Genomic DNA, 17,566 nt, shown 5'->3' on the forward strand with positions numbered 1-17,566 from the left:
CCGCTCCTCCTACCGCGCCGGCCGCCTCTGGGCCACCGCCATGCGCAAAAAAGGCCGCGACATCCCCGCCGAACTCGCCCACATCGCAGAAGGCATCCAGGACTCCGGCACCACCCGCCAGGAAGCCAGCACCCTCCTCGCTGCACACTCGTGACCTCACCTTTGTGAAGTGGCAGAGGGCCGGGCGCTGGAAGAATCCAGCGTCCGGCCCTTTGGTTTAAGTCACGTAGAATTGAGGCACTATGGCGAAATCCCCTGACTCCAGCAACTCCACCCCGGCGGGCTCCAGCGCGGTGAAGCGCGGCCTGTTCACGCGCAAGCCCAAGGAAGCTAAGGCCAAGAAGCCCAGCAGGCTCAAGCAGATCGGTGAGGTCTTCACCATGACCCGCCGCCACGACCCCATGGTTCCGTGGCTCATGCTGCTGGTGTTCCTCGGTGTTGTGGCCGTGAGCTTCCTGGTGGGTTTCTGGCTGGATAACTGGATTACCGGCCTGATCATCGGCATTCCGCTCGGCCTGCTGGCGGCCACCTTCATTCTGTCCCGCCGCGCTGAGCGTGCAGCGTTCGCGCAGATCGAAAACCAGCCCGGAGCTTCGGGCGCTGCCTTGGGCACGCTCCGCCGCGGCTGGATCACCGAAGAGCAGCCCGTGGCCGTCAACCCGCGCACGCAGGATGCCGTGTTCCGCGCTGTAGGCCGTCCCGGCGTCGTCCTTGTCAGCGAAGGCCCCACCCACCGGGTGAAGCCACTGCTCGACGCCGAGCGCAAGCGCCTGGCGCGCATCCTGCCCAACGTTCCTGTCCACACCATCCAGACCGGCCGCGGCGAAGGCCAGGTGCCGCTGAGCCAGGTGGCCAAGCAGATGGGCAAGATGAAGAACGAACTGACCAAACTTGAAGTCAGCACGGTATCCAAGCGCATCGCGTCCATGGGTACCAGGCTTCCCATTCCCAAGGGCATCGACCCCTACAAGGCCCGTCCCAACCGCGGACGCTAGCTGGTTCAACGCCCCGGTACCGGCACTGCCGGCAGCCGGGGCGTTTTTCTTTGTGCCCGAACAGCCGCGCGCAGCCCTCCATCACATCTGCGGCCAGCGCACCGCCCGACGACAGGACATGACCATGCCCCTCAGGACAACAGTGATCCGCGCCTTCCGCATCCTCGCCGTGGCCGAGGCCTGCAGTTGGGCTGCGCTCCTCGCCGGCATGTATTTCAAATGGATTGCCGGCACCACGGAGCTCGGCGTCCAGGTGGCAGGCCCTGTCCACGGTGCCCTGTTCATCGGTTACGGGGTCGCCGCGCTCATGCTGTGGCGGGTGCAGCGCTGGCCGTTCCTGGTGGCCGTGCTGGCAGGTGTCTCGGCAATCTTCCCGTTCGCCACCCTCCTTTTCGAACGCTGGGCCGGACGCCGCGGGTACCTCAGCGCTGCCGCCGCAGCGGACGCCCCTGCCCTCGAGTCCAGCCGCGCCTAGCGGAACTGGCCTGCCGCCGTGGACCCCGTTGAGCAGGGACCGAAGGCCCAGCCACCGCAGGAGGCGGGGACGCCGGACACGCGCGCGCAGGGGCGCAGGCGGGTAATCGCCCTCCTCTCCCTGCTGGGGGCGACCCTGTTCTGGGCCGGCAACTACGTGGTGGGCGCCGGCGCCGTCCACAGCATCGACCCCCTGAGCCTGGTCTTCCTGCGGTGGGCGATCGCACTGGTGCCGCTGCTGCTGATAGCCCAGTTTGTGGAGAAGCCCTGCTGGCGGTCCGTCGCGGCTGCGTGGCCGTGGCTGCTGGCGCTCAGCGTGTGCGGGCTGCTCGGCTACAACCTTCTCCTGTACTTCGCCCTGCAACACACCGATGCATTCAATGCCTCGCTGATCAACGCCTTCAATCCGGCGCTGATCACGCTGGCGGCCGCAGTGTTCCTGCGCGAGCGGCTCACGCCCATGGCGGTGGCCGGCGTTGTGATGGCACTGGCCGGCGTCCTCATCGTCATCAGTGGAGGGAACGTGGGCCGGCTGGCCACTGCCGGCTTCGGCACCGGCGAGGTGCTGATGGTGGGGGCAGTGGTTGTCTGGACGGCCTACACGGTCGTTGGCCGCCTGGCACCTAAGATCCCGCCGATCACAGCCACCGCAGTGCAGGCAGCCGTGGCGGTGGCCCTGCTGGCCCCTGTGCGTTTCGCGACGGGCGGCCTGGCTTTTCCCGGGACGGGCAGTGCGTTGGCGTCATTGCTCTTCATCGCCATTTTTCCGTCGGTACTGTCCTACGTGCTGTGGAACCGCGCCCTGACGGTCCTGCCGGCGGCCGGTGCCGGCGTGTTCCTCAACCTGATCACCGTCTTCACCGCAGTCCTGACCATTCTCGCCGGACAGGTCCACACAGCCGCGCAGTTTGTGGGCGGCGCCATCGTGGTCGGCGGCGTGATCGTCACGAATGCGCGGGCCTTCCGGCGGAAGAACCCGGCGGGTGCTTAGAGCGGCGGGTACCTTGGTGCGGCTGCCCTTGGAGCGCCGCTGCCCGCGGGAGGCCCGTGCCTTATCGCCGGATGAGGAGCGTATTCATGGCCTTGTCGTGCAGGCCGCGCTGGTCCGGGTCGAAAATAACTGCGGGGATGACCAGGCAGAGGAGCACTGCCCTGACCAGGCCAGCCAGCGGCCCCGGAGTGCCGCCTCCCGGCTTGATCACCGCGATGCCCATGATGCGGTGCCCGATGCTGTACCCGAGGGTGCCCACCAGCAGGGTCTGTTCGATGGCGAAGACCGCCAGCGTGGCCCAGGAATCGCCGCCAAAGGCAAAGTTGCTGATGAGCAGTGCGATGCCCCAGTCGATCATGATCGCAACGATCCTGCGCCCTGCCCGGGCAATGGAGCCGGGACCGGACTCCGGCAGTCCCAGGCGCTCCCCCGGATACTTTGAGATGCCGGAGGTGTCAGGTCCGGTGAGCCAGGAGCCAATGTCTTTGCGATCTACCACCGTCCAAGTTTACCGACCCCGGGGCGAGCAGCGCGCCCACAGTGTGGATGGGACTCGACCACAGTGTGGACGGACGATACCGTGGTCATAGCAGGGCATTCTGTAACCTGCCCGAAACAATGCGGACATGGACGGGAAATGCCCGATCCATAGTCTGTTAGAAGTTTCAAGCAATCCCCCGGCAGGTACACGCGACAGGGACAACATGCGTTCTCCCTGATTTTGGATTGCGCTGGATCACATGGCGTGCATGCCAGATATTTACATATGCGTTAGGAGCATAGATGTTCAAGACTGCGGACGAAGTCCTCAAGTTCATCAAGGACGAAGATGTAAAGTTCGTCGATATCCGCTTCACCGACCTTCCGGGTGTCCAGCAGCACTTCAACGTCCCCGCGAAGAGTGTTGACGCTGATTTCTTCGTCAACGGACAGCTCTTCGACGGTTCCTCCATCCGCGGATTCCAGGGCATCGCCGAATCTGACATGCAGCTGATCCCGGACGTCACCACCGCGTTCCTGGACACCTTCCGCATGGAGAAGACCCTCGCGCTGAACTTCTCGATCGTCAACCCGCGCACCGGTGACCCGTACCACCGCGACCCCCGCGGCGTGGCCGAGAAGGCCGAGGCCTACCTGGCCTCCACCGGCATCGCCGACACCGCATTCTTCGCTCCCGAAGCCGAGTTCTTCGTGTTCGACAACGTCCAGTACCAGTCCTCCCCCGAGGGCAGCTTCTACAAGATCGACTCCGAAGAAGCCCACTGGAACAGCGGCCGCGAGGAAGAAGGCGGCAACCTGGGCTACAAGACCCCCGTCAAGGGCGGCTACTTCCCGGTCTCCCCGACCGACAAGCAGGCTGACCTGCGCGACGCCATGTGCGTTGCCCTGGACGAAGCCGGCCTCGAGGTCGAGCGCAGCCACCACGAAGTTGGGTCCGCCGGCCAGGCCGAGATCAACTACAAGTTCACCACGCTGACCCACGCTGCCGATGACCTGCAGAAGTTCAAGTACGTCATCAAGAACACCGCTGACGCCTGGGGCAAGTCCGTTACCTTCATGCCGAAGCCTGTCTTCGGCGACAACGGCTCGGGCATGCACTGCCACCAGTCGCTGTGGAACGGTGGCGAGCCGCTGTTCTACGACGAGAAGGGCTACGCCGGCCTGTCCGACACCGCCCGCTGGTACATCGGCGGCCTGCTCCAGCACTCCTCCGCCGTCCTGGCCTTCACCAACCCGACGGTGAACTCCTACCGTCGCCTGGTCAAGGGCTTCGAGGCTCCGGTTAACATGGTCTACTCGCAGGGCAACCGCTCCGCCGGTATCCGCATCCCCATCACGGGCTCCAACCCGAAGGCCAAGCGCATCGAATTCCGCGCTCCGGACCCCTCCTCCAACCCTTACCTGGCCTTCGCTGCCCAGCTGATGGCCGGCATTGACGGCATCCGCAACCGCATCGAGCCCCCGGCTCCCATCGACAAGGACCTCTACGAGCTCCCGGCCGAGGAAGCCAAGGACATCCCCAAGGCTCCGGGCACCCTCGAGGAAGCCCTGGAGGCCCTGCGCGAGGACAACGAGTTCCTGCAGGCCGGTGGCGTCTTCACCCAGGACCTGATCGACACCTGGATCGAATACAAGTACGAAAACGAGATCCGCCCGCTGTCCCTGCGCCCGAACCCCTACGAGTTCGAGCTCTACTACGGCGTCTAGCTAGATCACGCGGCTAAAGCGGGCATAGGCCGCCAGCAGTCCGCAAGAATCCTCACAGAGAAAAGGCCGGTCGTTGGGTTTACCCCGAAGACCGGCCTTTTTGCTGCGCCAGTCCAGTAAGGAAACCTCAGTCCGCATGAATGCCTCTACTTCAGCCCTGCTCGGCAGGTTCACTGACATCGAACTTGTTAGGTTTCGAAGCGGGTCCTCGCCTTCCAGGCGGTGCCGCAGCCGTACTCACGTTCACATCGAGCGCAGCGGCTACCTCGGCTTGCTTCCGTCCCGTACGCTGCACAAGCTCCCCCACGTCTTCGATGCCCTCACCCCATGCGCGGGTAAGCGTCTAGCACCAATTGCTCAGCGCCCGAGCTTCTTCCGAGGTGGGGGGCCTTTTCGACTATGCCGCGTGGCCGCCTTGCGGTGGCCATTCCGACTTCCTTGGCGACGGCCAACACTCGCGGTAATCAGGGTGATTCCTGTAGACCCGGGCGAGTATCGCAAGGACTTCCCCGCCCGAATCACTGTGGTGCAACATGCAGTGCAGCAGTATGGCGCGCTTGGCCGCGCTCTCATCGAGGACCCTTTGGCGCAGCGGCCGCAGGAGTTCCGCGCTGCCGCTGATGTCGGGAGTATTCGACGAGCTTGGGGTGGCGCCCGAGCCGCCGAGGCCGATGCGGGCCGCGTCCTCATCATCGCGGATTCGGGCTTCAAGGAATGCGATGACGTCCACGTCGTTCCTCCGGGGATGAGGCATTATTTTCCTACGGGGGCTGGGGTTGAGCCCCGGTCTCGGATGGACTCGCCCGCCGGCAACCATTCAAGCATCGCCGAGAGCCGGATCACACCAGTATTCAGTACTCGCATTGCCCCATACGCCCATACTTGGACGTGTGCGACTCTTCGATGCACCAACCAAATTCGTCCAGGGCGGCACCGAGTATGAGCACGCCGACCCGCGGCTCGTGCTGGTGTCTGGGAGCGTACAGGGGGTTGGATCAGTGCACCTAGGCCCTTATGACAGCCCACGTCCTGCTGGCCAGCAGGACGTGGGTTGTGGTTTATGGGGCGAGACTTATGAGGGTGGGGTTCAAAGTACTGCTGGTGGAACCGGTGCCCAGTTGACCTTTAAGGCCCTCCCCCCAAGCGCGAACAGTTCCGTCAGACTTCACGGCGACGGCGGCGTAAACAGCGGTTGTCACGTCTACTGTCCCATCGAGTGCAGGCACATGCGTCGGGGTGAGTGGCGGCCACCGGTTCATCCGGTGGCCGCCTTTTGCGTTGTCCTGGCCGTCAAGGCCGCGGGCGGAGACCGTAAGGTGGGGGCCCGCCTCCAGACGTGCTGAGACCGGGAGCCGGACCCCCTGACGAATGCCCCCCGAGACGAAGACTGTCCAGCCTTCCCCCCAACAAGGTTGGAGAACACCGCCAACCACATAATCGGGCAAACGCTTGCTAAGCGCAATGCCGGTCCGGCGCGTTACGCCGGTGCGGCGGCAGCGAAGCTGTGGAACATGGTCCGCTGCGGCCCCGCGGAACCGCCCAGGTACGGCCCTGCGTCGACAAATCCGGCGCGGCGGTACGCGGAGAGGCCCGCATGGTTGTCCTCATTGACGGAAAGTACGACGCCGGACTCGCCGCTTTGGTGCCGGGCGGTGAGCTTGCGGGCAGCCTCCACAGCGGCGGTGGCTGCCAGCGTGCCCAGCCCCCTGCCCTGGTGCCGGCTGTCGATGAGGAAGCCCCGCAGCAGCCAGGCTGAGCTGTCGTCGGGCCACCCGGCAAGACCGGCGGCCCCCGCCTGGAGGGTCAGGACACCGGCTGCGTTCCCGCCTGCCTCCACGACGTAGGGGTGCCGTGATTCTTCGGCCAGGCCTGCCAGCGCCATGCGGAGGGGGTCACCCACGAACCGTTCCTGGCCTGCCAGGAGCGACATGTCCGCGATGGCGCCCAACTGGATGGCGCGGGCATCCGCGTCCAGGTCCCGGAGCGGGATAAGCCAGACCCAGTCAGTGCCCATAGAAGACACGTTCAAAAACGGCCCGGGCGCGGCGGCTCACCCGCAGATAGTCTTCCTCCAGCGCGGCGGCGTGTCCCGGCTCGTAGCCGCACCAGCGCGCCACGGCCTCGAGGTCGCGGCGGGAGGACGGCAGGAGATCGGAGGCCTTGCCGTTCCAGATGACATTGGCGGACCGGATGCGGCTGGCCAACCGCCAGGCCTCAGCCAGCAAACCGGCGTCAGCAGCATCCAGCAGTCCAAGTTCGGCTGCTGCGGTGAGGGCTTCCAGGGTGGACGTGGTCCGGAGTTCCGGGTGTTTCCCGGCGTGCTGGAGCTGCAGCAGCTGCACCAGCCACTCGACGTCACTGAGGCCGCCGCGGCCGAGTTTGAGGTGCCGTGCAGGGTCGGCGCCGCGCGGCAGCCGCTCCGATTCCACCCTGGCCTTGATGCGCCTGATCTCCCGTACGTCCTGCTCCGCCACGGTTTCCGGGTAGCGGATGGGATCGATCAGCTTGAGGAAATCAGCGGCCAGGGCATCATCGCCGGCCATGGGCCGTGCCCGCAGGAGTGCCTGTGCTTCCCAGATCAGGGACCAGCGGCGGTAATACTCCGCGAAGGAGTCCAGGGAGCGCACCATGGCCCCGTTCTTGCCCTCGGGACGGAGGTCGGCGTCCATCTGGAGGACCCGTTCGGCCATGATGGCCGGCTTCAGCGGCTGGGTGAGGAGGCTGGACACCTTGGCCACGATGCGGGCGGCCTGTTCCTGCGCCTCCGCCTCGGTAAAGCCGGGCAGCGCCCGGTGGACGTACATGACGTCGGCGTCGGAGCCGTAGCCGATCTCCCGGCCGCCCTGCCGGCCCATGGCCACCACCAGCACCGTGGTTTTGAGCGGGCCGCCGGCTGAGACTATTCCTTCCGCCACCCGCAGCGCGCCCAGGACGGCGGCGCGGTCCGTGTCTGCCAGGGCCCTGCCCACCTGTTCCTGGTCCAGGACGCCGGCGGAATCTGCGATGGCGATGCGCAGGATTTCCCGCCGCCGGATCAGCCGGATCAGGCGCATGGCACTCTCCGGGTCCTCGTGCCGGGACATCTTTGCCGTGATCTCCTGCCACTGGGCTTCAAAGCCCACGGGAACCAGGTCCTTGTCCTGTCCCAGCCATGCCACCGACTCCGGCGAGACCTCCAGCAGGTCCGCGATCAGCCGTGAGTTGGACAGCATGTGGCACAGGCGTTCGGCGGCGGCGTTGGAGTCGCGGAGCAGGCCAAGGTACCAGTGTGTGGTGCCCAGTGCCTCGCTGACGCGGCGGAAGGCCAGAAGGCCGGCGTCCGGGTCCACGCCCTCGGCGAGCCAGTCGAGCAGGATGGGCAGAAGCTGGCGCTGCAGGGCGGCCCGGCGGCTCACTCCGGCCGTCAGCGCCTCAATGTGGCGCATCGCCCCCTGCGGGTCCCGGTATCCGAGCGCCGCAAGCCGTCCCTGCGCCGCTTCCGGGGTCAGCCTGGCGTCCTCGCTGCTGAGTTTGGCTGCCGTGTTCAGCAGCGGCCGGTAGAAGATACGCTCGTGCAGTTCACGGACCGAGCGCTTGGTCCGTTGCCACGCGGACAGCAGGGAGTCCGGGCTGGGCCGTTCGTTGGAGAACGGCCCCAGGACGGCTTTGGCCAAAGAGCGCAGTGCCGGCTCCGCCACCGGCATAAGGTGGGTCCGGCGCAGCTGGAACAGCTGGATCCGGTGCTCCAGGAGCCGCAGGTAGCGGTAGGCATTGTCAAAGGCCGCCGCGTCGGAACGGCCAATGTAACCGCCCGCTGAAAGGGCAGCGATCGCAGAGGTGGTGTCCCGCCGCCGTAATGTCTCATCCGCCTTGCCGTGCACCAGCTGGAGCAGCTGGACGGTGAATTCAACGTCGCGCAGTCCGCCGCGGCCCAGCTTGATCTGGCGCTGCTCCTCGGCCGCCGGAATGTTCTCCGTGACCCGGCGCCGCATCGCCTGGACGGACTCCACGAAGCCCTCCCGCCCGGCCGAGCTCCAGATCAGCGGCGCCACGGCTTCCTCGTACGCCCGGCCAAGCGCGGCGTCGCCCGCAATGGCACGGGCCTTGAGCAGCGCCTGGAATTCCCAGCTTTCGGCCCACCTGGCGTAGTACGTCTCGTGGGAGGCGAGGGTGCGGACCAGCGGCCCCGGCTTGCCCTCGGGCCTCAGGTTCGCATCCACCTCCCACAGTCCGGGCTCCCTCGCAACCGAGGAGATCGCCCGGGAGATGCCGCTTGCCAGCGCCGTGCCGATGGTGTTGGCCTGGGCATCCTCCAGGCTGCCGGCGTCCACGACGTAGATGACGTCGACGTCGGAGATGTAGTTCAGTTCCCGGGCTCCGCATTTGCCCATGCCGATGACTGCCAGGCCGACGTCGGCGACGTCGGCTGCGCTGTGCTGCTCCGCCGCTTCAGCGCGGGAGACGGCGAGGGCAGCCTCAATGGCGGCCGCGGCCAGGTCCGCAAGTTCACCGCCCACCGATGGCAGGAAGTCCAGCGGGTCCGCGGCGCAGAGGTCCTTGACGGCGAGGTCCACCAGTCCGCGCCGGTAGGCCGTGCGCAGGGCAGCGTAGGCGTCCGCGCCGGTGGAGGCGGCCACGGGACGTGCGGCGCGGGGGTCGGCACCCACGGCCTGCAGGAGGGTGGTGCGCAGCCTGCCCGGGTCGGCGGGCAGCGGCTCGGGACTGGCCCGGACCCGGAAGGCCTCCAGATGCTCCGGGTGCCTGATGAGGAACTCCCCCAGGGCCTCGGAAGCGCCCAGGACCCGGTACATGGGCTCGCTGTCCTCCGCGTCAGCGGCCGCCAGGTCCCGCAGCTGCGGGTGCTTTTCAATCAGCCGGACCAGCGACTGCAGGGCAGTGTCCGGGCTCGCCGCCAGCTGCAGCCCGGCAAAGAGCCTGTCCTGGTCCAGCCCCTCAAGTTCGCGCGCGGCAAGGAACCGTTCGCCCTTCTCCAGGTCGCTGAATCCGGCCGCGATCAGGCGGCGTGCCAGGCTCACGCCGGGCACCTAGAGGATGCCGAGGTTGCGCTGCAGCTCGTAGGGCGTCACCTGAAGCCGGTAGTCCTGCCATTCGGCCCGCTTGTTGCGCAGGAAGTGCTCGTAGACCTGTTCGCCCAGGATCTGCGGCATTAGCTCCGAGTCCTCCATCGAACGAATGGCATCGTGCAGGCTGGCCGGGAGCGGGTCATGGCCCATGGCGCGGCGTTCCGCGGAGCTCAGTGACCAGACATCATCCTCTGCCGCGGCCGGAAGGTCGTAGCCCTCCTCGATGCCCTTCAGGCCCGCGCCGAGCAGCACGGCGTAGGCAAGGTACGGGTTCGCGGCGGAGTCGATGCCGCGGTACTCGATCCGGGCGGACTGGCCCTTGCCGGGCTTGTACAGGGGCACGCGGACCAGCGCTGAGCGGTTGTTGTGGCCCCAGCTGAGGTAGCTGGGCGCCTCGCCGCCGCCCCACAGGCGCTTGTAGGAGTTGACGAACTGGTTGGTGACGGCCGTGAATTCCGGGGCGTGCTTGAGGATGCCGGCGATGAACTGCCGGGCGGTCTTGGACAGCTGGAACTCTGCCCCTGCTTCGAAGAACGCGTTGCTGTCGCCCTCGAACAGGGAGAAGTGCGTGTGCATGCCGGACCCGGGGTGGTCGGTGAACGGCTTGGGCATGAACGTGGCGTAGGTGCCCTGCTGCAGCGCCACTTCCTTGATAACGGTGCGGAACGTCATGATGTTGTCCGCCGTCTGCAGGGCGTCCGCGTAGCGGAGATCGATCTCGTTCTGGCCCGGGCCTGCCTCGTGGTGGCTGAATTCCACGGAAATGCCGACCGATTCCAGCATGGTCACGGCGGTGCGCCGGAAATCCTGGGCCACGCCGCCGGGGACATGGTCAAAGTAGCCGCCCTCGTCCACCGGAACAGGAGCACCGTTCGGACCCGGCTCGTGCGACTTAAGCAGGTAGAACTCGATCTCGGGGTGGGTGTAGCAGGTGAAGCCCATGTCCGCGGCCTTGGCAAGGGTCCGCTTGAGCACGTTGCGCGGATCGGCAGCGGAGGGCTCGCCGTCGGGGGTCAGGATGTCGCAGAACATCCTGGACGTCTGCTCCGTCTCGCCGCGCCACGGCAGGATCTGGAAGGTGGCGGGATCCGGCTGGGCCAGCATGTCGGATTCGAAGACGCGGGCCAGGCCTTCGATGGAGGAACCGTCGAACCCCAGGCCTTCCTCAAATGCGCCCTCAACCTCCGCCGGTGCCAGCGCCACGGACTTCAGCGAACCCACGACGTCGGTGAACCACAGGCGCACGAAACGTACGTCGCGCTCTTCGATTGTGCGCAGGACAAACTCTTGCTGGCGGTCCATGATGGCCTCTTCTCCGGTCAACGTCTTGCTCCGGGGTCCGCGCAAAGGGGAAAGCCGGCAGCAGTTCATCATCACTGTACTAATCATTCGGCGCCGATGCTTGAGCCTGCGCCGTGCGTAACACAGCATTAACCTGGCGGTCCCCAAAACATGCCCCCAGGCGCGGTTTCCAGCGATACCTGGCAGCCCGCTCCGGCCCGGAGCTATGGCGCTTATCACCTTTTTGCCGGGATGCCCGCGGTAGCTAGGACGGCCGGTACCGCACTACGCTCATCCCATGGCCTCCAACAGCTCCGACTCCAGCGCGTCCGCAGAAGCACCCGCCCCGTACGGCAACGGCCCCGGCGTGCCGGTTCCTGCCGAACGGAAGCCCGCCAAGGTCCGCATCCACCACCTGCAGCAGGCCAAGCGTGACGGCAGCAGGTTCGCCATGCTCACGGCGTACGAGCAGTACACGGCCGAGATTTTCGATGCTGCCGGCATCGAGGTGCTCCTGGTCGGCGACTCGGCGTCCAACAACGTCTTTGGCAATGAGACCAGCCTCCCGGTGACCGTTGACGAACTGCTCCCCCTCTGCCGGGCGGTGGCCAGGTCCGCCAAGCGTGCCCTGGTGGTGGCTGACCTTCCGTTCGGCAGCTACGAGGTCAGTGCGGAGCAGGCCGTCGCCGCCGGAGTCAGGTTCCTGAAGGAAGGGCTGGCCCACGCGGTAAAGATCGAGGGCGGGAAGTACTACGCCCCCACGGTCCGCGCGATGGTGCAGGCAGGCATCCCGGTGATGGCCCACATCGGCTTCACGCCCCAGAGCGAACACGCCCTGGGCGGTTACCGCGTGCAGGGCCGAGGCGACGACGCCCAACGGCTGATCGAGGACGCCCGAGCCCTTGAAGAGGCCGGGGCGTTTTGCGTGCTGATGGAGATGGTGCCGGCGGAGACTGCTGCGGCGGTTGACGCCGCCGTGGCCGTCCCCACGGTGGGCATCGGGGCGGGGAACGCCACCACGGGCCAGGTCCTTGTCTGGCAGGACATGGCCGGGCTTCGCGGCGGCCGGATGGCAAAATTCGTCAAGCAGTACGCGGACTTGCGCAGCACACTGCACGACGCCGCCACCGCCTACGGGGACGACGTCCGGTCCGGCACGTTCCCCGGCCCGGAACACACGTTCTAGGCAGGAAGCAGCCCGTCAGTCGTCGTCGCCTTTTTCCCAGGCCTCGTTGCGCGCCCGGACCTTCTCGATGGCATGCTCCGCTTCTTCGCGGGTCTTGTAGGGCCCAATGAGCTGGCTCCAGTCCGACAGCCGGTCCTCTTCCACTTCGTGGGTGTTGATGTTGAACCAGTACTCAGTCATCGTTGCTCCTCGTTCCGGCGACAGGAAAACCAGGGTGATCCACGTAACACAAACACTTACGCGCGCCCTCCCCAGCTTGTCGGTTGTTAGGCGTTCTGTGGTGCCTTATATGATCAATCTATGCCTTCCCTTGCCTCGACTGCACCCATCGGCACCCTCACCCCGGGTACCCTGAGTCCGCAGCGTCCCGTCCCGGCGTCCATCCCCCGTCCGGAATACGTCGGCAAGCCGGCACCCGCAAAATTCACCGGCTCCGAAGTCAAGTCTGCGGAGACCATCGAGAAGATCCGGATTGCCGGGAAAATCGCGGCGCAGGCCATCGTGGAAGTGGGCAAGCACATCCAGCCGGGTGTCACCACCGACGAACTGGACAAAGTGGGCCACGAATTCCTGCTGGACCACAACGCCTACCCGTCCACGCTCGGTTACCGCGGATTCCCCAAGTCGTTGTGTTCCTCCTTGAACGAGGTCATCTGCCACGGCATCCCGGACAGCACCGTGGTCCAGGACGGCGACATCCTGAACATCGACATCACGGCCTACCTCAACGGCGTCCACGGAGACACCAACTACACGTTCCTGGTGGGGGACGTGGACGAGGAATCCCGGCTCCTGGTGGAGCGTACGCAGGAGTCGCTGAACCGGGCCATCAAGGCTGTGGCGCCGGGGCGTGAAATCAACGTCATCGGCAGGGCCATCCAGTCCTATGCCAAGCGCTTTGGCTACGGCGTGGTCCGCGACTTCACCGGCCATGGCGTCGGAGAGGCCTTCCACACCGGGCTCATCATCCCGCACTACGATGCCGCCCCTGCCTACAACACCGTGATCGAAACGGGAATGGTGTTCACCATCGAACCGATGCTCACGCTGGGCACCGTGGAGTGGGACATGTGGAGCGATGACTGGACCGTGGTCACACGGGACCGGAAGCGCACCGCCCAATTCGAGCACACCCTGCTGGTCACCGAGACCGGCGCCGAAATCCTTACCCTGCCGTAGCCCGGCCCATGCCCCCTGGGCATGCTGCCGGTGCAGACCGGACACCTGTTACGGGCCGCCCCCAAAGCCGCCCCTTTTCCTGCCCGCCCCTGTCAAGAACGGAATCCCATTGGCCAAGAAGGACGAGAAGTCGCACAAGAACGCACCGCTGATCGGCATCGACATCGGTGGTACGGGCATCAAGGGCGGCATTGTCGACCTGAAAAAGGGCAAGCTCCTCGGAGAACGCTTCCGGGTGCCCACCCCGCAGCCCGCCACCCCTGAGGCCGTAGCCGAGGCCGTGGCCCTGGTGGTGGCCGAACTCTCGGCACGCCCCGAGGCCCCGGAAGCGGGCTCCCCCGTGGGCGTGACCTTTCCCGGCATCATCCAGCACGGCGTGGTCCACTCCGCAGCCAATGTGGACAAAAGCTGGCTGGACACGGACATCGACGCCCTCCTCACGGCCCGGCTCGGCCGGCCGGTGGAAGTCATCAATGATGCGGACGCCGCAGGCCTGGCAGAAGCACGTTTCGGTGCCGGCGCGGGTGTCTCCGGCACGGTCCTGGTGATCACCCTGGGCACCGGCATCGGCTCAGCCTTCATCTTCGACGGAAAGCTGGTCCCCAACGCAGAGCTGGGGCACCTTGAAATTGACGGCCACGACGCCGAATCGAAGGCGTCCGCTGTTGCCCGCGAACGGGACGGGCTGTCCTGGGACGAGTACAGCGTTCTCCTGCAGCGCTACTTCTCGCACGTGGAGTTCCTGTTCTCGCCGGAACTGTTCATCGTGGGGGGCGGGATTTCAAAGCGCGCCGACGAGTACCTTCCCAACCTCAGGCTCCGCACCCCGATTGTCCCGGCGGTGCTCCGCAACGAGGCAGGCATTGTGGGTGCGGCGCTGGAAATCGCGCTCCAGCACAACCTGGCCAAGTAGGGAGTGGTGCCGGTGGCGGCTGCGGCTTCCCCTCCGCTGCCGCCACCGGAGTTTTAGAGGGGGCTCTTCTCGGAGCTCTTGGCTGCGCCCTTGACGCCTTCCCCGGCCTCGTGGCGGAGCAGGGCAATGGCAGTCTCGAAGTCCTCGAGGGACTCAAAGGCCTGGTACACGCTGGCGAAGCGAAGGTACGCTACCTCGTCGAGTTTCTGCAGCGGCCCGAGGATCACCAGGCCAACCTCGTGCGCATCAATTTCAGCGGCGCCCGATGCACGGATTTGCTCTTCGACTTCCTGGGCCAGCATGGCGAGGTCATCCTCGCTCACGGGACGCCCCTGGCACGCCTTGCGCACGCCGTTGATCACCTTGCTGCGGCTGAAGGGCTCGCCCACGCCGGACCGCTTGATCACGGACAGGCTGGTGGTTTCCACCGTGGTGAACCGGCGGCCGCATTCAGGGCATTGCCGGCGCCTTCGGATGGCCGAGCCGTCGTCAGCCATCCGGCTGTCCACCACGCGGGAATCAGGGTTGCGGCAGAACGGGCAGTACATGGCGTTCCCCCTTTTCGCTTGTGGTGTGCAACGGCGTTGGACGCCGCCGGCACCGCCGGGGGGCGATGCCGTGGCGTACCCAGTTTACGGGCAGATGTGGGGTAATAACAATCCTGTAATTACTACATGTAGTGGTATCACCGATCGCCCGGGAACCGGGCCGTCACCGCGTCCCCGTGGGCCGGAAGATCCTCGGCCCGGGACAGGCTCACGATGTGCCCGCTGACCTCGGCCAGGGCTTCCCGGCTGTAGTTGACCACCTGGATGGCGCGCAGGAAAGTGGTCACGTTCAGCCCGGAGGAAAAAGCTGCCGTCCCGCTGGTGGGCAGCACGTGGTTGGAGCCGGCGCAGTAGTCGCCAAGGCTGACGGGGCTGTAGTCGCCCACGAAGATCGCGCCCGCGTTCCGGATGCGTGCGGCCACGGCGGCAGCGTCCCGGGTCATGATTTCCAGGTGCTCCGCTGCGTAGGCGTCACAGGCAGCGATTCCCTGCTCGAGGCCGTCCACCAGCACGACGCCGGACTGGGGACCGGACAGCGCCTCCTGCACCCTGGCCGAGTGCTTGGTGGCGGCGGCCTGCAGTGCCAGTTCAGCGCGCACGGCGGCGGCCAGGTCCTCGGAATCGGTAATGAGGACCGAGGCTGCTTTCGGATCGTGCTCCGCCTGGCTGAGCAGGTCGGCGGCAACCAGCGCGGGCTGGGCGGAGTCGTCCGCCAGGATGGCGATCTCGGTGGTTCCGGCCTCGGAATCAATGCCGACGACGCCCTTGACCAGGCGTTTGGCCGTGGCCACGAAGATGTTGCCGGGGCCGGTGACCACGTCCACGGGCTCCAGGGCCGGGCTTGCCTCCGTTGCTTCGACGCCGTAGGCGAAGGCGGCAATGGCCTGGGCCCCGCCGATGGCGTAGACCTCAGTGATGCCCAGCAGCGCCGCTGCCGCCAGGATGGTGGGGTGCGGCAGGCCGCCGAACTTCTTCTGGGGCGGCGAGGCCAGGGCGATGGACTCCACGCCCGCCGCCAGTGCGGGTACGACGTTCATGATTACCGATGACGGGTACACGGCAAGGCCGCCGGGAACGTACAGCCCCACGCGGGCCACCGGAACCCAGTTCTGGCTGACCACTGCGCCGTCGCCCAGTTCGACGTCGACATTGAGGGGGCGCTGGCCGTCCGCGAACTTCCGTGCCCGGCTGATGGATTCCTCCAGCGCAGCCCGGACGGCGGGATCCAGCTGGTCCAGCGCTGCGGCGATTGCCTCCCCGGGGACCAGCGGGTGCTCCTGCGCCACGCCGTCGAACCGTTCGGCCAGCTCGGCCAGCGCCGCGAAGCCGCGCTCCCGGACGGCGGAAATGATCTGCAGGACCTTTTCCTCGGCGTCCGCCACGGTCTGTCCCTTGGCGCGGGGCACCGCGGCGCGCAGTGCCGGGAGACTGAGGTGGCGGCCCCGAAGGTCAATGGTGCGGAAGTCGACGGCGGCTGTCACGGGGGCGGGAAACTCCGGGGATGTGGTCACCGCTCTATTTTACGGGGCTGTGCATGCCCGCTGTTTCCGCGCCGGCGGGATCAGTCTTTCTGCCCGTGGCGCCCACCAGTTCCAGGATGAAGACCGACACGGCCGTGGCGGCGGGCCAGAGCAGCAGGACCGGCCACGCCCGCAGGGAGAAGGCGATGCTGGCGTTTGCCGACGTGTCGACGGCCGGACCCCACAGCCGTCCCGCGAGGACACCTGTTCCCCATGCCACGGCGCTGCCTGCGAACGCCCCGGCCAGGCCGGTGAGCAGTGCCGCCTGCGGGTCCGGGCGCTTGCCGTCCGCCAGGAATACGGCCAGCAGGCAGCCGGCCAGCACCAGGATGCCTGCGAGCGTGAGATCGCGCGGCAGCCAGACCAGGGGCACGTTGCCGGCCCCCAGGGCTGGGTCGCGGGTGATCAGGTTCAATCCGCCCGGTGCAAGTACCCACCAGAGGATTCCCGCCGGAATGCCCGCGGCCGCCGGGACCAGCAGCAGGGACCATGGCAGCAGCCGCCTGGCGGGGCGGGCGAAGTTCGTCATGCAACACACCTTAACAAAGGTTCCTGCAAGGCAATCCGCGGCGGTGCTGCCCCCGCCTGTTTTCCCGCCGTGACCGTGGGCCAATACGCTTGGGGAAAGAGTTACGCCACTTAGTTCAGGAGTTCCGGTGACCGACAACAGCGAGCCGTTCGAGCAGACGTTCAAGGAGATGTTCCGCCGCCATGCCGCGGGCGTCGCCATCATCACCGTGAACTACCAGGATGAGCCCTACGGCTTCACGGCAACCTCCGTGGCGTCCCTGTCAGCGAAACCGCCGCGCTTCACGTTCAACATGGCGCGCAGCTCCAGGTCCTGGCCCGCGGTGGCCAACACCCAGTACCTGGGGGTGCACATGCTGGGCCTGGAGAACCAGGAGCTGGCGGCCCGCTTTGCCCGCCCCGGCAACCGCTTCGAAGGCAACCACTGGGAAATCGGTCCGCACGGGGTGCCCATCCTCAAGGATGTTGCCGGCTGGCTGATCGGCGAGATCCAGATGCGGCTCTCCTTCGAGAACAACGCCGTGGTGGTGGTCCAGGTGGTGGACGGCCAGGTGGGCGGCGAAGGATCGCCGTTGCTGTACCACGGCGGCGCCTACGGGCAGCCGGTGCCGCTGGATTACGAGATCTGACGCCCACGGACCGGCGCAGCACAAATAAGGCGGCCGACGGCGGGAGGTGAT

General features: G+C 66.6%; 18 protein-coding genes and 1 pseudogene. 9 read left to right on the top strand and 10 right to left on the bottom strand.

Features of this window, described 5'->3' with window-relative positions; all coding sequences use genetic code 11:
• From ACWRN3_RS17805 to ACWRN3_RS17820, 4 genes and pseudogenes are all read left to right on the top strand, one after another.
• A pseudogene (locus tag ACWRN3_RS17805) lies at nt 1-154 on the top strand (lipoyl synthase); the annotation flags it as partial.
• A gap of 88 nt (nt 155-242) precedes the next feature.
• Complete coding sequence (locus tag ACWRN3_RS17810; protein WP_255175166.1) at nt 243-995, top strand: DUF4191 domain-containing protein; 753 nt, start codon at nt 243-245, stop codon at nt 993-995.
• A gap of 124 nt (nt 996-1,119) precedes the next feature.
• Entirely contained in the window at nt 1,120-1,470 is a 351-nt protein-coding gene (locus ACWRN3_RS17815) for a DUF3817 domain-containing protein (RefSeq protein ID WP_476741456.1), read from the top strand.
• An 18-nt stretch (nt 1,471-1,488) separates the two neighbouring features.
• Nucleotides 1,489-2,460 carry a DMT family transporter gene (locus tag ACWRN3_RS17820; protein WP_476741457.1) on the top strand — a complete coding sequence of 324 codons (972 nt, stop codon included), beginning with the start codon at nt 1,489-1,491 and terminating at the stop codon, nt 2,458-2,460.
• Between the two features lie 61 nt (nt 2,461-2,521).
• On the opposite strand, the gene ACWRN3_RS17825 is transcribed toward ACWRN3_RS17820, so the two are convergent.
• Nucleotides 2,522-2,959, bottom strand: a complete 438-nt coding sequence (locus ACWRN3_RS17825) for an RDD family protein (protein ID WP_141160826.1) — start codon at nt 2,957-2,959, stop codon at nt 2,522-2,524.
• Between the two features lie 284 nt (nt 2,960-3,243).
• Between ACWRN3_RS17825 and glnA (ACWRN3_RS17830) the strand changes: the two genes are divergently transcribed.
• Entirely contained in the window at nt 3,244-4,668 is a 1,425-nt protein-coding gene (gene glnA, locus ACWRN3_RS17830; protein WP_159632210.1) for a type I glutamate--ammonia ligase, read from the top strand.
• A 397-nt stretch (nt 4,669-5,065) separates the two neighbouring features.
• On the opposite strand, the gene ACWRN3_RS17835 is transcribed toward glnA (ACWRN3_RS17830), so the two are convergent.
• The 5 genes from ACWRN3_RS17835 to glnA (ACWRN3_RS17855) all read right to left on the bottom strand — a co-directional run bounded on the left by ACWRN3_RS17835 (nt 5,066) and on the right by glnA (ACWRN3_RS17855) (nt 11,033).
• Nucleotides 5,066-5,398 carry a DUF6221 family protein gene (locus ACWRN3_RS17835; RefSeq protein WP_476741458.1) on the bottom strand — a complete coding sequence of 111 codons (333 nt, stop codon included), beginning with the start codon at nt 5,396-5,398 and terminating at the stop codon, nt 5,066-5,068.
• A 328-nt stretch (nt 5,399-5,726) separates the two neighbouring features.
• A complete protein-coding gene (locus ACWRN3_RS17840; RefSeq protein ID WP_476741459.1) occupies nt 5,727-5,927 on the bottom strand; it encodes a hypothetical protein in 201 nt (66 codons plus the stop codon).
• Nucleotides 5,928-6,145: 218 nt separating this feature from the next.
• The gene (locus ACWRN3_RS17845; RefSeq protein WP_476741460.1) at nt 6,146-6,682 is read right to left on the bottom strand and encodes a GNAT family N-acetyltransferase; all 537 of its coding nucleotides are present in this window, start codon (nt 6,680-6,682) and stop codon (nt 6,146-6,148) included.
• Nucleotides 6,672-9,683, bottom strand: a complete 3,012-nt coding sequence (locus ACWRN3_RS17850; RefSeq protein WP_476741461.1) for a bifunctional [glutamine synthetase] adenylyltransferase/[glutamine synthetase]-adenylyl-L-tyrosine phosphorylase — start codon at nt 9,681-9,683, stop codon at nt 6,672-6,674. The genes ACWRN3_RS17845 and ACWRN3_RS17850 overlap by 11 nt, the downstream gene beginning before the upstream one ends.
• Nucleotides 9,684-9,692: 9 nt before the next feature.
• Nucleotides 9,693-11,033, bottom strand: a complete 1,341-nt coding sequence (gene glnA / locus ACWRN3_RS17855) for a type I glutamate--ammonia ligase (protein WP_141160830.1) — start codon at nt 11,031-11,033, stop codon at nt 9,693-9,695.
• Between the two features lie 277 nt (nt 11,034-11,310).
• On the opposite strand from glnA (ACWRN3_RS17855), the gene panB reads away from it, so the two are divergent.
• Complete coding sequence (panB, locus tag ACWRN3_RS17860; RefSeq protein ID WP_476741462.1) at nt 11,311-12,198, top strand: 3-methyl-2-oxobutanoate hydroxymethyltransferase; 888 nt, start codon at nt 11,311-11,313, stop codon at nt 12,196-12,198.
• Between the two features lie 15 nt (nt 12,199-12,213).
• Here the strand turns inward: panB and ACWRN3_RS17865 are convergent, their stop codons facing one another.
• The gene (locus ACWRN3_RS17865) at nt 12,214-12,378 is read right to left on the bottom strand and encodes an SPOR domain-containing protein (RefSeq protein ID WP_255175160.1); all 165 of its coding nucleotides are present in this window, start codon (nt 12,376-12,378) and stop codon (nt 12,214-12,216) included.
• A gap of 120 nt (nt 12,379-12,498) precedes the next feature.
• Between ACWRN3_RS17865 and map the strand changes: the two genes are divergently transcribed.
• Together map and ppgK are read left to right on the top strand one after the other, a co-directional pair.
• Nucleotides 12,499-13,377, top strand: a complete 879-nt coding sequence (gene map, locus ACWRN3_RS17870) for a type I methionyl aminopeptidase (protein WP_324644774.1) — start codon at nt 12,499-12,501, stop codon at nt 13,375-13,377.
• 109 nt (nt 13,378-13,486) lie between these two features.
• The gene (gene ppgK, locus ACWRN3_RS17875) at nt 13,487-14,290 is read left to right on the top strand and encodes a polyphosphate--glucose phosphotransferase (protein ID WP_255175158.1); all 804 of its coding nucleotides are present in this window, start codon (nt 13,487-13,489) and stop codon (nt 14,288-14,290) included.
• Between the two features lie 53 nt (nt 14,291-14,343).
• Here ppgK and nrdR read toward each other — a convergent pair whose 3' ends face one another.
• The 3 genes from nrdR to ACWRN3_RS17890 all read right to left on the bottom strand — a co-directional run bounded on the left by nrdR (nt 14,344) and on the right by ACWRN3_RS17890 (nt 16,887).
• Nucleotides 14,344-14,838 (bottom strand): transcriptional regulator NrdR, encoded by a 495-nt coding sequence (nrdR, locus tag ACWRN3_RS17880; protein ID WP_476741463.1) that lies wholly within the window; start codon nt 14,836-14,838, stop codon nt 14,344-14,346.
• A 137-nt stretch (nt 14,839-14,975) separates the two neighbouring features.
• On the bottom strand, nt 14,976-16,349 hold the full coding sequence (gene hisD, locus ACWRN3_RS17885) for a histidinol dehydrogenase (RefSeq protein WP_476741464.1): 1,374 nt from the start codon (nt 16,347-16,349) through the stop codon (nt 14,976-14,978).
• 4 nt (nt 16,350-16,353) lie between these two features.
• Nucleotides 16,354-16,887, bottom strand: a complete 534-nt coding sequence (locus tag ACWRN3_RS17890; protein ID WP_324644772.1) for a hypothetical protein — start codon at nt 16,885-16,887, stop codon at nt 16,354-16,356.
• 127 nt (nt 16,888-17,014) lie between these two features.
• On the opposite strand from ACWRN3_RS17890, the gene ACWRN3_RS17895 reads away from it, so the two are divergent.
• Nucleotides 17,015-17,515, top strand: a complete 501-nt coding sequence (locus tag ACWRN3_RS17895; protein ID WP_255175155.1) for a flavin reductase family protein — start codon at nt 17,015-17,017, stop codon at nt 17,513-17,515.
• The last annotated feature ends 51 nt before the right edge of the window (nt 17,516-17,566 follow it).

The organism is Pseudarthrobacter sp. rb (assembly GCF_056389225.1).